The sequence below is a fragment of the Baekduia sp. genome (assembly GCF_035685985.1).
GTDB lineage: Bacteria > Actinomycetota > Thermoleophilia > Solirubrobacterales > Solirubrobacteraceae > Baekduia.
On the sequence record NZ_DASRZV010000015.1, the window covers coordinates 164691 to 178148 of the forward strand.

Sequence of the window (13458 nt, forward strand, 5' to 3'; positions counted from 1 at the left end):
ATGGCGGACGGCACGCTCCTGCTCACCGTCGGCGCGCTCCTCGCCGGCGGCATCGCGGTCTCCCAGGTCGGGGACCGCCTGCGCGTGCCGGGCCTGGTGCTGGTCATCGGCCTCGGCATGCTGATCGGCTCCGACGGCCTCGGCTGGCTGCACTTCGACGACTACGAGCTGGCCAAGTCGATCGGGATCGTCGCGCTGGCCGCGATCCTCTTCGAGGGCGGCCTGGCCGCGGGCTTCCCGGAGATCCGGCCCGTCCTCAAGCCCGCGCTCTCCCTCGCGCTGCTCGGCACGACGCTGACCGCGATCTTCGCCGGCCTCGCCGCGTCCTGGCTGCTGCACCTCAGCCTGCTCGAGGGCCTGCTGCTGGGCTCGATCCTCGCCGCCACCGACGGCGCCGCGATCTTCGCCGTGCTGCGCGGCTCGCCGCTGCGCCTGCGCGTCGCGCGCACGCTGGAGGGCGAGGCGGGCCTCAACGACCCGGTCGCCGTCCTGCTCGTCATCGGCTTCTCCACCTGGATCACGACCGACGGCTACAACTTGATCAACATGGCGGAGGCCTTCGCCGTCGAGCTGACCGTCGGCGCCGTCGCGGGCCTGGTCGTCGGCGGCGCGAGCGCCGCGCTGATGGCCCGCAAGCCGCTCACGACGCCCGGCCTCTACCCGGTCGCCTCGATGGCCACCGCCGCGCTGGCCTTCGGCGTCGGCGACGCGCTGCACGGCTCGGGCTTCCTGAGCGTCTACCTCGCCGGCCTGGCGCTCGGCTCGCTGCCGATCGCCGAGCGCGAGGCGATGGCCACGTTCCACGACGGCCTCGCCTGGGTCGCGCAGTTGGTGATGTTCCTGACGCTCGGCCTGCTCGTCTTCCCGGACGCGCTCGGCTCGGTCGCCGTCCAGGGGACGGTCCTGGCGATCCTCGCGGCGGTCGTCGCGCGGCCGCTGGCGGTGTACGTCGCGACGACCGGCCTCGGCTTCGACGTGCGCGAGCGCGCGGTGCTCGGCTGGGCCGGGCTGCGCGGCGCGGTGCCGGTCGTGCTCGCGACGTTCCCCGTCCTGGCGGGCGTGCCGCGCGCCCACGAGCTGTTCGCGATCGCGTTCTTCGCGGTCCTGCTGTCGACGGTCGTGCAGGGGACGACGTTCGAGGCGCTCGCGCGGCGCCTGGACGTGATGGGCGAGACGCCGGAGCGCGCTCAGCGGAGCACGCGGGCCAAGGACGTGACGTCGGCGGCCGGGTCGCCGGCGAACGTGACCGCGTCGCCGTCCTGAGCGGGCAGGCGCAGCACGGCTCGCGCGCCCTCGGTCGCGGCGTGCAGGACGTCGGCGGGGGAGAGGCCGCCGAGGCGCACGAGCGCCTCGGCCTCGGCGGCGACGCCCGCCGGCCCCAGCTCGTCGGTGCCGACGAGCACCGGCACGCCGAGCGCCACGGCGCGCGGCAGCGTCCGGCGCCAGACCTCCAGCGGGCCGGTGCGCCGCGCGATCGTCGCGACCGTCGGGACCCACGCCGTGCCGCGCTCGGCCATCGCCTCGACGACGGCCTCGTCGACCATCGGCCCGTGCTCGATCGAGTCCACGCCGGCGGCGACGAGGTCGCCGACGACCGGCCCGGAGACGTGCGCCATCACCCGCGCGCCGCCCGCGTGGGCGACGCGCACGACCTCGGCGACCAGCTCCAGGTCGTAGTTGACGGCCGGCGCGAACCAGTCGTGGTCGGGGCCCGGGAAGTCGGCCATCAGCTTGATCCACGGGACGCCGGCCGCCACCTGGGCCCGCGCCGCGTCCACCAGCGCCGCGGGCGGCGTGGGCTCCAGCAGGTGCGGCAGGTGCCCGCCCGCCGGGGCCAGGAACGCGCCCGCGGCGACCTCGCGCGCGCCGTCCAGCTCGTCCGGCGGGATGCCGTGCCGCGAGCCGGCGTCGCGCACGGCCAGGACGCCCGCGGCCCGCGCGGCCGCGCGGTTGGCCGCTACGCCGGGGCCCGCGCCGAGGTCGAGCGTCAGGTGCGCGTGCGCGTCGACCAGCCCGCCCGGGATCGTCGTCGGCGTCGTCGTCACCCGGCCGACCCTACGCCGTACGAGGGGTAGCCTTGGACGATGGCCGTCAGCCGTCGACCTGCCGTCCCGACGACCCACGCGGAGTGGCTGGCCGCCTACGGCGCCACCCCGGAGCGCGACGCCGAGTTCCTCACGCTCTCCGGCGAGGAGGTCAAGCCGCTCTACACGGCCGACGACGTCACCGACGACCCGGCGCGCGACATCGGCGTCCCGGGCGGCTTCCCGTTCACGCGCGGCGTCTACCCGTCGATGTACCGCGGGCGCCTGTGGACGTTCCGCCAGTTCGCGGGCTTCGGCACCGCCGAGGAGACCAACGAGCGCTTCCACTACCTGCTCGACCACGGGCAGACGGGGCTGAGCACCGCGTTCGACATGCCGTCGCTGATGGGCCACGACTCCGACCACCCCATGTCGCTCGGCGAGGTCGGGCGCGAGGGCGTCGCGGTCGACACGCTGGACGACATGCAGGACCTGTTCGCCGGCATCGACCTCGGCGACGTCAGCGTCTCGATGACCATCAACGCGCCCGCCGCGATCATGATGGCCTTCTACGTCGTCGCCGCCGAGCGCCAGGGCGTGCCGGCCGACCGCCTCGGCGGCACGATCCAGGCCGACATCCTCAAGGAGTACATCGCCCAGAAGGAGTGGTGCTTCCCGATCGACCCCGCGATGCGGTTGATGGGGGACATGGTGCAGTGGTGCTCGGAGCACATGCCGCGCTGGCACCCGGTCTCGATCTCCGGCTACCACATCCGCGAGGCCGGGGCGACCGCCCAGCAGGAGCTGGCGTTCACGCTCAAGAACGGCCTGACCTACGTCCAGCAGGCGGTCGACCGCGGCCTGGACGTCGACGACTTCGCGCCCCGGCTGTCGTTCTTCTTCAACGCGCAGATCGACTTCTTCGAGGAGATCGCCAAGTACCGCGCGGCCCGCCGGATCTGGGCGCGCGAGCTGCGCGACACGTTCGGGGCCGAGAACCCCAGGTCGTGGCTGATGCGCTTCCACACGCAGACCGCGGGCGTGTCGCTGACTGCGCAGCAGCCGCTCAACAACGTCACGCGGACGGCGATCGAGGCGCTGGCCGGCGTGCTCGGCGGCACGCAGTCGCTGCACACCAACTCCTACGACGAGGCGCTCGCGCTGCCGACCGAGGACGCGGTCCGGATCGCGCTGCGCACCCAGCAGATCATCGCCCACGAGACGGGTGTGGCCAACACGATCGACCCGCTCGGCGGCTCGTACTTCGTCGAGGCGCTCACCGATGCGATGGAGGCCGCCGCCCGCGACTACTTCCGCCGCGTCGACGAGCTCGGCGGCATGGTCGAGGCCGTCAAGCAGAGCTTCTGCCAGCGCGAGATCGCCGACGCGTCCTACGAGCTGCAGAACCGCATCGACGCGGGCGACCGGATCGTCGTCGGCGTCAACCGCCACACCGAAGGCGACGACGGGCAGACCGAGATCCTGCGGATCGACCCGGCGCTGGAGCGCAAGCAGATCGGCCGCGTGGCGGCGGTCCGCGCCCGCCGCGACGGCGCGCGGGTGGAGGCCGCGCTCGCCGCGCTGAAGGACGCCGCCGCGCGCGATAGCGAGAACCTGATGCCGCACCTCGTCGACGCCGCGCGGGTTCATGCCACCGAAGGTGAGATCATCCACGCCCTGCAGGCTGTGTTCGGCTCCTACACCGAGACCCCGGTGTTCTGAGCCACGGTCCCGATCCCGGAGGAGAACCGTCCCATGAAGAAGCTCGTCGCCGGCGGCGTCGCCGTCGTTGCCGCAGGCGCCCTCGCGGTGCCCGCCCTGGCCGCCACCAAGACCGTCCAGGTCAAGGACAACAAGTTCGTCGCCAAGTCGATCACGGTCAAGAAGGGCACGACCGTGAAGTGGGTGTGGAAGGGCCAGGCGCCCCACGACGTCTCGGTCGCCAAGGGCCCGGCCAAGTTCAAGTCCTCGGTCCAGACCTCCGGCAGCTTCTCCAAGAAGCTCACCAAGGCGGGGACCTACACGATCATCTGCACGATCCACCAGCCGGACATGCGGATGACCATCAAGGTCAAGTAGGACCCGCGGGACGGGCGGGACCTAGTCCAGGTCCAGCTTCAGCTGCGCGCTGGGCCGGAGCCGCTGCGTGCGCGGCGGCTCCGGGCCCGGCCGGCCCGACGGCTTGAAGACCGTCACCACGTCGCGCACGGGCAGCGGCCCGGACGGCCGCCCGTCGCAGCGCTCGACCGCCAGCCGGCCGAGGCGGATGCCGGACACGACGGCATGGAACGGCCCTGTCGCGCCGCGCGCGAGCACCACGTCCCCGACCTGGATATCCGCCATCGCGGGCAGCCTATCCGCCTGCTGGTGAACGCGGCCGTGCACCGGAACGCGCGTTCCGGCCTCCGGACGCTACGATCCGCGCGCCTCCGGACCGTCCTGAACAGCGAGCGGCCGGAAGGAGCTGCCATGTCTGCGACTCCCACCCAGCGCAAGATCCGCGTCGTCGTCGCCAAGCCCGGCCTGGACGGACACGACCGCGGAGCCAAGATCATCGCCCGCGCCCTGCGTGACGCGGGGATGGAGGTCATCTACACCGGCCTGCACCAGACGCCGGAGCAGATCGTGGAGACCGTGATCCAGGAGGACGCCGACGCCGTCGGGCTGTCGATCCTCTCCGGAGCGCACATGACGCTCGTGCCGCGCATCGTCGAGCTGCTCAAGGAGCAGGGCGTCGACGACGTGCTGGTCACCGTCGGCGGGACGATCCCCAACGACGACATCGCGCCGCTCAAGGACCTGGGTGTCGCCGAGGTGTTCACGCCCGGTGCGCCGACGCAGGCCATCATCGACTTCATCCGGTCCGCCGTCGAGGCCTCGCCTCGGCAGGGCGTCTAGGTACGACGCGGGGACCGGACGTGGGAAGCGCAGGAATCTTGTGGTCTCTGCGCCCGATTGACTCGTCAGTCAATGAAGCAGGTACCATGCCGAGAGATCGTTCGCCAGAGGAGGCCCTGACACCGTGAAGATCGCCGTGTTGGTCAAGGAAGTCCCGGACGCCGCCGTCCAGAAGCGCATCGACCCGAGCACGGGTCGTCTGGACCGCAGCGGGGAGAAGAACCTGAACCCGTATGACACGCATGCCATCGAGGCTGCGATGCAGATCAAGGAGGGGGGCGCCGTCCCGGTCGAGGAGATCGTGGCCGTCACCATGGGCCCCGAGTCCGCCGTGCGCGCGCTGCACAAGGCCGTCTCGCTGGGCGCCGACCGCTCCGTCCACCTGAGCGACGCGGCCCTCGCGGGCTCCGACGTGGCCGCCACCGGCTACGCGCTCGCCCAGGTCCTGAAGCGCGAGAACCCCGACCTCGTCCTGCTGGGCCAGCAGAGCGACGACGGCGAGTGCTACACGATCGGCGCGGTCGTGGCCGAGCACCTCGGCCAGCCGTCGCTGACGCAGGTCATCAAGCTCGACATCGCCGGCACGGAGCTGACCTGCGAGCGTCAGGCCGAGTACGGCTACGACACGGTCAAGGTCACGCTGCCCGCCGTCATCTCGGTCGGCGACGCGATCAACGAGCCGCGCTACCCGTCGCTGAAGGCGATCATGGGCGCGAAGAAGAAGCCGCTGGAGACGGTCTCGGCCGGCGACGCGGACATCGACGCCGGCAAGGTCGGCGCCGACGGCTCCAACGTGCAGTGCGGCGACTTCAAGGCCCCGCCGACGAAGGCCGCCGGCAAGATCATCGAGGACGAGGACACGGACGACACCGTGGCCCAGATCATCGCCTGGCTCGACGAGCGCAAGCTCCTGGCCTAGCCCGACGAGCTGAGATAGGAGAACCACAGCGATGAGCAACATCCTGGTCTACGCGCTCCACTACGAGGGCGCCTTCAACAAGAACTCGCTCGGCGCCGTCTCGGAGGCCTCGCGCCTCGCGGGCGAGCTGGGCGGCGAGGCCCACGCGGTCGTCGTCGGCGAGGGCATCAGCGACGAGCTGGCGGCCACGCTCGGCAAGTACGGCGCCAAGAAGGTCATCAAGGCCGAGGGCCCCGAGGGCCTCGCGGGCCCGGTCATCGGCGTCCTGGGCAAGCTGTTCGACGACGGCGGCTACGAGTACGCCATCTTCGGCGGCGGCCTCCTGGGCTTCGAGATCGGCGCCGGCCTGGCCGCGCGCATCGACGCCGGCGTGACCATGGAGGTCACGGGCGTGAACGTCGACGGCGGCAAGCTCGCCGCCGAGCGTCCGATCCTCGGCGACTCGTCGATCTCGACCTCGCGCTACAAGGGCAAGGGCATCATCATCGCCCGCCTGAACGCCTTCGAGGCCAAGGAGACGGGCTCCGACGCGCCGGTCGAGAACATCTCGGTCGAGCTGTCGCCCCAGGCGCAGCAGGCGACGATCGTCACCCGCGGCGAGCAGCGCGGCGCCGACGTCGACATCGAGGGCGCGAGCATCCTCGTCGCCGGCGGCCGTGGTCTCGGCAAGGCCGAGGGCTTCCAGCTCTGCGACGACCTCGCCAAGGCCTTCGGCGGCAACTCCGCCGTCGCCGCCACGCGCGCGGTGGTCGACGCCGGCTGGTACCCGTACGCGGCGCAGATCGGCCAGACGGGCAAGACGGTCGCCCCGAAGCTGTACCTCGCGGCGGGCATCTCCGGCGCGATCCAGCACAAGGTCGGCATGCAGGCCTCGGAGAACATCGTGGCCATCAACAAGGACGCCAACGCCCCGATCTTCGAGTTCTCGGACCTCGGCATCGTCGGCGACCTGAACAAGATCCTCCCGAAGCTGACCGAGGCGGTGAAGGCCCGCAAGGGCTAGCGCCATGGCCGGCCGGAACGGCAAGGTGGTGCCGGCGGCGTACCCGCCGCCGGTCGACCCCCAGAAGGAGTTCATCAAGCGGGAGCTGGATCCCGAGGACGAGCGCATCGACGTCGGCGTCGCCATCGTGGGCGGCGGGACGGCGGGCCTCGCCACGGCCAACCGGCTCCTGCAGCTCCTCGCGGACGATCCCGAGACGATGGAGCGCCTGGGCGAGGTCCCGGTCGCGGTCATCGAGAAGGCCAAGACCTGCGGCGGGCACAACCTGTCCGGCGCGGTCGTCCGCCCGGGGCCGCTCGAGGAGCTCTACCCCGAGTACTCGCGCGAGGACTGGCGCAAGGAGGGGTGGGCGTTCGGCGAGGTCCACAAGGAGGCGGTCTACATGACGCCGTCCGCCAAGACGTCGATCCGCATCCCGCCGCCGCCGCCGTTCAAGAACCACGGCAACGAGGTCGTCTCGGTCTCCGCGCTGGCCCGGTTCCAGCAGCGGCTGGCCGAGGAGGGCGGGGCCTACATCCTGACCGAGACCGCGGCCACGCAGCTGCTGGTCACCGACGGCCGCGTCCAGGGCGTGCGCTCCGGCGACAAGGGCCGCGGCAAGGACGGCGAGCCGCTGGGCAACTTCGAGCCCGGGACGGACATCACCGCGCAGTTCACGGTGCTGGCCGAGGGCTGCTGGGGCCACCTCACCGGTCCGGCGATCCGCGAGTTCGACCTGGCCGCCGGCGCCGAGCCGCAGACCTGGGAGCTCGGGGTCAAGGAGATCTGGAAGGTCCCCAAGCCGCTGGATCGCCTGATCCACACGATCGGCCCGTGGCCGGTCAAGATCTCGGCCAAGTACGGCCAGATCGGCGGCTCGTGGATCTACCCGATGAAGGACGAGAAGACCGGGGACGACCTGGTCTCGATCGGCTTCGTCGTCGACCTCGACTACGCGGACGCGACCACCTCGGTCCACGACCTGCTGCAGCTGTTCAAGCAGCACCCGCTGGTCAAGAAGATCCTCGAGGGCGGCGAGCGCGTCGGCTGGGGCGCCAAGGCGCTGCCGGGCGGCGGCTACTGGTCGATGCCCAAGCTGACGATGCCGGGTGCGCTGCTGGTCGGCGACTCGGCGGGCATGGTCGACACGGTGGCGCTGAAGGGCGTCCACCACTGCATCAAGTCGGGCATCCTGGCCGGCGAGGCGATCTACAACGCCCTGAAGAACGGCGAGACCTCGCTGGAGCCCTACGAGGACGCCGTCGAGGAGTCGTCGATCGGCAAGGAGCTCTACGAGGTCCGCAACACGCGCCAGCCGTTCCAGAAGGGCTTCCTGCGCGGCGGCCCGATGGTCAACCTGGGCATCGTCACGAAGGGCAAGCTCCCGCCGGGCAAGCTCGCGTGGCACAAGCAGGACCAGAAGCCGATGTTCGTCGGCAAGACCAAGGACAGCTACCCCAAGCCGGACGGCAAGTACACGTTCGACAAGCTGTCCTCGGTGTTCATCACGGGCAACGCGACCCGTGACGACGCGCCCAACCACATCCGCGTGCGCAAGAACGTCCCGCGCGAGGTCGCCGAGACGTGGCGGTGGATGTGCCCGGCCGGGGTCTACGAGCTCCCGGAGGACGCGCCGGAGCACGGCAACGTCGACGTGATCGTCAACTACACCAACTGCGTGCAGTGCGGCGCGATCACGGCCAAGGGCGGTCGCCTGACGACGCCCGAGGGCGGCGACGGGCCGCTGTACCAGCAGACCTGACCTGGCGGGTTGCCCTCTGGGCAACGCCCGCGACCGAAGGCGAGCCCTCTGGGCGAGACCTTCGGCGAGCAGGGACGAGGGGCGCCTGAGCAAGGCGCCCCTCGTCGTGTGCGCAACCATTCGGGCCCCGAGCTGTTTCAACCGAGGCCAGATGCCGTCCCGTCGCACCTTGTCGCTGCCCGCGCTCGCCGCGCTCTCGCTGATCGTCCCCACCACGGCCGCCGCCGCGGTCAAGGCGACGCCGGCCGCGCGCGTGGCCGCCTGCACGACGGGCGCCGCCGACGACGAGCGGGCCGCGGCGTTCACCGGCTCGATGTCGGCGTCGGGCGCCAAGCGGATGCAGATGCGCTTCGCGCTGCAGCAGCGGCTGGGGCCCGGCCCGAAGGGGACGTTCAAGAAGGTCGCGGTCCCGGACTGGGGGAGCTGGGAGAAGGCGGACCCCGGCCGCGGCGCGTTCGTCTTCACCAAGCGGATCGAGGCGCTGACCGCGCCCGCCGCCTACCGCGTCGTGGTCACGTTCCGGTGGCTGGACGGGCGCAACCACGTGCTGCGCACGACGACGCGGACCTCGCCGGCCTGCGAGGTCGCCGACCCGCGGCCGGATCTCTCGCTCGGCGGGATCGACGCGGTGGCGACCGGTCCCGGCCGCGCGGCCTACACGCTCGCGGTCGCCAACGACGGGCATTCGACGGCGGCGCCGTTCGCGGTGACCGTGACCGTCGGCGGCGTGACGTCGGCGCCGGTGATCCTCGGGCCGCTGACCGCCGGGGACCGCGCGAGCGGGGCGGTCGCGGCGCCGCGCTGCGCGCCGGGGTCGACGATCACGGTGACGCTCGACGCCGCCAACGCGGTCGACGAGAGCCACGAGGCCGACGACGTCGTCCAACGCCCCTGCCCGCTGGCCTGAGGGACGGGTTCCGGACGGTGGCATGACGCTACACTGAGGGGCGACCATGAAGACCGGAATCCACCCCGAGTACGTCGTCTCGCACGTCACCTGCACGTGCGGCAACGACTTCTACACGCGTTCCACGCAGCCCGAGATCCACGTCGAGGTGTGCGCGCAGTGCCATCCGTTCTACACGGGCCGTCAGAAGCTCGTCGACACGGGCGGCCGCATCGACCGCTTCAAGCGGCGCCAGGCGCGTGCCGCCGCCGGCAAGAAGGCCTAGCCCGCTCTCAGCCATGACGGACGCACCGCGCCCCGCCGACGGCGCACCCGCCGCCGGCGACGGTGCGTCCCTCGCTTCCGCCCCGCCCCAGAGCGTGACCCCCGCGGTCGCGCAGGGCGAGGGCGCGTTCTCCGGAGACCTGGTCGCGATCCGCGACGCTCCCGTCGGCGGCCAGGCCGTCCTGGAGGGCGTGATGATGCGCGGCGTCTCCACGTGGGCCGTCGCGGTCCGCAAGCCGCTGCCCGAGCAGCTGAAGGAGGGCGGCCTCGACGCCGAGGACGTCCCGCTCGGCGAGATCGAGGTCACCAGCCAGCCGCTGACCAGCGTGCTCAAGAAGCACCGGCTGCTGCGGCTGCCGCTCGTGCGCGGCGTCGTCGCGCTGGGCGAGTCGCTCGGGATCGGCTTCAAGGCGCTGGGCATCAGCGCCAACGCCCAGCTGCCCGAGGACGAGAAGGACATCTCGGGCGGCGTCTGGTTCGGCACGGTCTTCGCCGCGCTGGTGCTGGCCGTCGGCCTGTTCTTCGTCGTGCCCGTCGGGCTGACGTCGCTGATCAAGGACCAGCTGAACTCCTCGCTGCTGTTCTGGATCGTCGAGGGCGTCCTGCGCACCGGCATCTTCCTCGGCTACCTGCTGATGCTCTCCAAGCTCCGCGACCTGCGGCGCGTGTTCGAGTACCACGGCGCCGAGCACAAGACGATCTCCTGCTACGAGGCCGGGCTGGACCTGACGCCCGAGAACGCCCAGCGCTTCTCGCGGCTGCACCCGCGCTGCGGCACGAGCTTCCTGCTCGTGGTCATGATCGTCGCGATCTTCATCTTCGCCCCGATCGGCCTGCCCGCCTGGTACTGGCTCGTGCTGACCCGCATCGTCGGCGTGCCGCTGATCGCCGGCATCTCCTTCGAGCTGATCAAGTTCGCCGGCAAGAACCGCCGCCGCTCCTGGGTCCGGGCGATCATGTACCCGGGCCTCATGCTCCAGAAGCTGACCACGCGCGAGCCCGACCTCGACCAGCTCGCCGTCGCCATCGCCGCCATGAACGCCGTCCTCGAGCTGGAGAACCCCCTGGGCGCCTCCGACGAGGACAAGGTGGGCATGGAAGTCGTGGCCTAGCCGCCGCCCGCCGCCCCCGCGTCCCGGGCGGTAGCCTCAAACGTCGCATGATCGAGTCCCTCGTCGAGCAGATCGAGACCCGCTTCGCCGAGGTCGGCCGCCAGATCACCGATCCGGAGGTGATCGGCGATCGCAACAGGTACGCCGAGGTCGGCCGGGAGTACCGGCGCCTGGAGCCCGCGGCCAAGCTGGCCGAGGAGTGGCGGCGCGCGGCCGACGACGCGGCCGGCGCCCGCGAGCTGCTCGCCGAGGGCGAGGACCCGGAGCTTCGCGAGCTGCTGCGCACGTCCGAGCAGCGCATCGAGGAGCTGGAGGAGGAGATCCGGCTGGCGATGGTCGAGCCCGATCCCAACGACGACAAGAACGTCATCGTCGAGATCCAGGGCGGCGCCGGCGGCGAGGAGGCCGGGCTGTGGGCCGGCGATCTCTACCGGATGTTCACCCGCTACGCCGAGCGACGTGGTTTCTCTACCGAGGCCATGGACGTCGGCGAGGGCAAGTACACGTTCGCGATCAAGGGCGACGGCGCCTACTCGGTCTTCAAGTTCGAGGGCGGCACGCACCGCGTGCAGCGCGTTCCCGCGACCGAGTCCCAGGGCCGGATCCACACGTCGACCGCCACGGTCGCCGTCCTGCCCGAGGCCGAGGACGTCGACGTCCACATCGACCCCAACGACCTGCAGGTCGACGTCTACCGCTCCGGCGGCCCGGGCGGCCAGTCGGTCAACACCACCGACTCGGCGGTCCGGATCACGCACAAGCCGACGGGCGTGGCGGTCGCGATGCAGGACGAGAAGTCCCAGCTGCAGAACCGCGAGAAGGCGATGCGCGTCCTGCGCGCGCGCCTCTACGAGCGCGCGCTGGCCGAGCAGCAGGCGGCGACCGCCGACGCCCGCCGCTCGCAGGTCGGCACCGGCGACCGCGCCGAGAAGATCAGGACCTACAACTACGGCGAGCGGCGCGTGACCGACCACCGCATCAAGCTCACCGCCCACAACCTCGACGCCGTGCTCGAAGGCGAGCTGGACGAGTTCACCGCGGCGCTGCAGGACGACGAGAAGCGCCGCGGCCTGGAGAGCCAGGCGGCCGCCTAGGCCGCCGCGCCGCGTCGACCGATGGCCTCGTCGCCCTTCGCCGGGGTCGGTGTCCGCGAGGCGCTGGACAGCGCGCTCGTCGCGCTGAACGCCGCCGGCGTCGACACGCCGCGCCTGGACGCCGAGATCCTGCTCGGCCACGCGCTCGGCGTCGACCGCACCGCGCTCTGGCTCGACCCCGACCGCGAGGTCACGGGCGACGCCGCCCGCTGGTTCCGCGACGCGATCCGTCGCCGCACCGTCGAGCGCGTGCCGGTCGCCTACCTCGTCGGCCACAAGGGCTTCCGCCACCTCGACCTGCTCGTCGACCAGCGCGTGCTCGTCCCGCGCCCCGAGACCGAGCACCTCGTCGAGGCCCTGCTCGACCTGCCGGCCGACGCCCGCGTCCACGACGTCGGCACCGGCTCGGGCGCGATCGCGCTCGCGCTCAAGGACGAGCGCCCGGACCTGAGGGTCTCCGCCTCCGACGTCTCGCCCGACGCGCTGGCCGTCGCCCGGGCGAACGCCGAACGCCTTCGGCTCGACGTCGCCTTCTCCCAGGGCGACCTGCTGGACGGCGTCGACCCGCACGTCGACGCGATCGTCTCCAACCCGCCCTACGTCCCCGACGGCGACCGCCTGACGATGATGCCCGAGGTCACGCGCCACGAGCCCAAGCTCGCGCTCTTCGCCGGCGCCGACGGGCTGCGCACGATCCGCCCGCTGCTCACCCAGGCCGCCGCCACGCGGGCCACCCGCGTCGCGCTGGAGATCGGCGCCGGCCAGGCGCCGACGGTCCGCGCGCTGGTCGCCGCCGCCGGCTTCCCCGACGTCCACACGGTGGCCGACCTCGCCGGCCACGAGCGCGTCGTCGTCGGAGAGCGCTGAGCCCCCCATGATCACCACCGAGCAGGCCGCGACCTTCGAGCGCTGCATGGCCGTCGGCGGCGTCGCGATCTTCGGCGCCGACACCGTCTACGGCCTGGCCTGCGACGCCGCGAGCGTCGAGGCCGTCGAGCGCCTCTACGCGATCAAGGGCCGGCGGCCCGACAAGCCCGCCGCCGTCATGTTCTTCAACTTGGAGCTGGCGCTCGCCGCGCTGCCCGAGCTGGGCCCGCGCACGACCGCCGCGCTGGAGGGCCTGCTGCCCGGCGCGGTCACGCTCCTGCTGCCCAACCCCAGCCACCGCTTCCCGCTCGCGTGCGGGCCGGATCCGGACACGGTCGGCCTCCGCGTCCCCGCGCTGGCGCCGAGCGCCGCCGCGCTGGCCGCCGTCCGCTGGCCGGTCCTGCAGTCGTCGGCCAACCCGGCGGGCGGGGCGGACGCCCGGCGCCTGGAGGACATCCCGGCGCCGATCCGTGCCGCCGCCGACCTGCTCCTGGACGCCGGCGAGCTGGCCGGGACCGCCTCGACGGTCATCGACCTCCGGCGGTTCGAGGACGACGGCGCCTGGGTCGTGATCCGCGAGGGCGCGGTCGCCGAGAGCTGCGTGGCGGCGACGCTGTCTTCGCTGTAGA

The 13458-nt window shown here is 72.2% G+C and carries 15 protein-coding genes; 13 read left to right on the forward strand and 2 right to left on the reverse strand.

Going from position 1 to position 13458, the window contains the following annotated elements; all coding sequences use genetic code 11:
* Positions 1-1263, forward strand: coding sequence for a potassium/proton antiporter (locus VFG42_RS07745; RefSeq protein WP_324906992.1), 1263 nt, complete (start codon positions 1-3; stop codon positions 1261-1263).
* On the opposite strand, the gene VFG42_RS07750 is transcribed toward VFG42_RS07745, so the two are convergent.
* The gene (locus VFG42_RS07750; protein ID WP_324906994.1) at positions 1188-2045 is read right to left on the reverse strand and encodes an amidohydrolase family protein; all 858 of its coding nucleotides are present in this window, start codon (positions 2043-2045) and stop codon (positions 1188-1190) included. The two genes, VFG42_RS07745 and VFG42_RS07750, sit on opposite strands and share 76 nt — an antisense overlap.
* Positions 2046-2084: 39 nt before the next feature.
* Between VFG42_RS07750 and VFG42_RS07755 the strand changes: the two genes are divergently transcribed.
* Positions 2085-3746, forward strand: coding sequence for a methylmalonyl-CoA mutase family protein (locus VFG42_RS07755; protein ID WP_324906996.1), 1662 nt, complete (start codon positions 2085-2087; stop codon positions 3744-3746).
* Between the two features lie 33 nt (positions 3747-3779).
* Positions 3780-4103, forward strand: coding sequence for a cupredoxin domain-containing protein (locus VFG42_RS07760; RefSeq protein ID WP_324906998.1), 324 nt, complete (start codon positions 3780-3782; stop codon positions 4101-4103).
* A gap of 21 nt (positions 4104-4124) precedes the next feature.
* On the opposite strand, the gene VFG42_RS07765 is transcribed toward VFG42_RS07760, so the two are convergent.
* On the reverse strand, positions 4125-4367 hold the full coding sequence (locus tag VFG42_RS07765; RefSeq protein ID WP_324907000.1) for a hypothetical protein: 243 nt from the start codon (positions 4365-4367) through the stop codon (positions 4125-4127).
* A 126-nt stretch (positions 4368-4493) separates the two neighbouring features.
* Here VFG42_RS07765 and VFG42_RS07770 point away from each other — a divergent pair, with 126 nt between their 5' ends.
* The 10 genes from VFG42_RS07770 (at position 4494) to VFG42_RS07815 (ending at position 13457) form a co-directional block, all read left to right on the forward strand.
* Entirely contained in the window at positions 4494-4922 is a 429-nt protein-coding gene (locus tag VFG42_RS07770; RefSeq protein ID WP_324907002.1) for a cobalamin B12-binding domain-containing protein, read from the forward strand.
* A gap of 124 nt (positions 4923-5046) precedes the next feature.
* Positions 5047-5841 (forward strand): electron transfer flavoprotein subunit beta/FixA family protein, encoded by a 795-nt coding sequence (locus tag VFG42_RS07775; protein ID WP_324907004.1) that lies wholly within the window; start codon positions 5047-5049, stop codon positions 5839-5841.
* Positions 5842-5872: 31 nt separating this feature from the next.
* Positions 5873-6844 carry an electron transfer flavoprotein subunit alpha/FixB family protein gene (locus VFG42_RS07780; protein ID WP_324907006.1) on the forward strand — a complete coding sequence of 324 codons (972 nt, stop codon included), beginning with the start codon at positions 5873-5875 and terminating at the stop codon, positions 6842-6844.
* A 4-nt stretch (positions 6845-6848) separates the two neighbouring features.
* Entirely contained in the window at positions 6849-8585 is a 1737-nt protein-coding gene (locus tag VFG42_RS07785; RefSeq protein ID WP_324907008.1) for an electron-transfer flavoprotein:ubiquinone oxidoreductase, read from the forward strand.
* 151 nt (positions 8586-8736) lie between these two features.
* Positions 8737-9492, forward strand: coding sequence for a CARDB domain-containing protein (locus tag VFG42_RS07790; RefSeq protein ID WP_324907010.1), 756 nt, complete (start codon positions 8737-8739; stop codon positions 9490-9492).
* Positions 9493-9538: 46 nt separating this feature from the next.
* Positions 9539-9757, forward strand: coding sequence for a 50S ribosomal protein L31 (rpmE, locus tag VFG42_RS07795; protein ID WP_324907012.1), 219 nt, complete (start codon positions 9539-9541; stop codon positions 9755-9757).
* Positions 9758-9851: 94 nt separating this feature from the next.
* Entirely contained in the window at positions 9852-10868 is a 1017-nt protein-coding gene (locus VFG42_RS07800) for a DUF1385 domain-containing protein (RefSeq protein ID WP_324907014.1), read from the forward strand.
* Between the two features lie 47 nt (positions 10869-10915).
* Positions 10916-11962, forward strand: a complete 1047-nt coding sequence (prfA, locus tag VFG42_RS07805; protein ID WP_324907016.1) for a peptide chain release factor 1 — start codon at positions 10916-10918, stop codon at positions 11960-11962.
* A 21-nt stretch (positions 11963-11983) separates the two neighbouring features.
* Complete coding sequence (gene prmC, locus VFG42_RS07810; RefSeq protein WP_324907018.1) at positions 11984-12829, forward strand: peptide chain release factor N(5)-glutamine methyltransferase; 846 nt, start codon at positions 11984-11986, stop codon at positions 12827-12829.
* Between the two features lie 7 nt (positions 12830-12836).
* Positions 12837-13457, forward strand: a complete 621-nt coding sequence (locus tag VFG42_RS07815) for an L-threonylcarbamoyladenylate synthase (protein WP_324907020.1) — start codon at positions 12837-12839, stop codon at positions 13455-13457.
* Position 13458: the final 1 nt, after the last annotated feature.

Coding starts and splice junctions, on each gene's coding strand:
- VFG42_RS07745 (WP_324906992.1), top strand. CDS start 1: ATGGCGGACGGCACGCTCCTGCTCACCGTCGGCGCGCTCCTCGCCGGC.
- VFG42_RS07755 (WP_324906996.1), top strand. CDS start 2,085: ATGGCCGTCAGCCGTCGACCTGCCGTCCCGACGACCCACGCGGAGTGG.
- VFG42_RS07760 (WP_324906998.1), top strand. CDS start 3,780: ATGAAGAAGCTCGTCGCCGGCGGCGTCGCCGTCGTTGCCGCAGGCGCC.
- VFG42_RS07765 (WP_324907000.1), bottom strand. CDS start 4,367: ATGGCGGATATCCAGGTCGGGGACGTGGTGCTCGCGCGCGGCGCGACA.
- VFG42_RS07770 (WP_324907002.1), top strand. CDS start 4,494: ATGTCTGCGACTCCCACCCAGCGCAAGATCCGCGTCGTCGTCGCCAAG.
- VFG42_RS07780 (WP_324907006.1), top strand. CDS start 5,873: ATGAGCAACATCCTGGTCTACGCGCTCCACTACGAGGGCGCCTTCAAC.
- VFG42_RS07785 (WP_324907008.1), top strand. CDS start 6,849: ATGGCCGGCCGGAACGGCAAGGTGGTGCCGGCGGCGTACCCGCCGCCG.
- VFG42_RS07790 (WP_324907010.1), top strand. CDS start 8,737: ATGCCGTCCCGTCGCACCTTGTCGCTGCCCGCGCTCGCCGCGCTCTCG.
- rpmE (WP_324907012.1), top strand. CDS start 9,539: ATGAAGACCGGAATCCACCCCGAGTACGTCGTCTCGCACGTCACCTGC.
- prfA (WP_324907016.1), top strand. CDS start 10,916: ATGATCGAGTCCCTCGTCGAGCAGATCGAGACCCGCTTCGCCGAGGTC.
- prmC (WP_324907018.1), top strand. CDS start 11,984: ATGGCCTCGTCGCCCTTCGCCGGGGTCGGTGTCCGCGAGGCGCTGGAC.
- VFG42_RS07815 (WP_324907020.1), top strand. CDS start 12,837: ATGATCACCACCGAGCAGGCCGCGACCTTCGAGCGCTGCATGGCCGTC.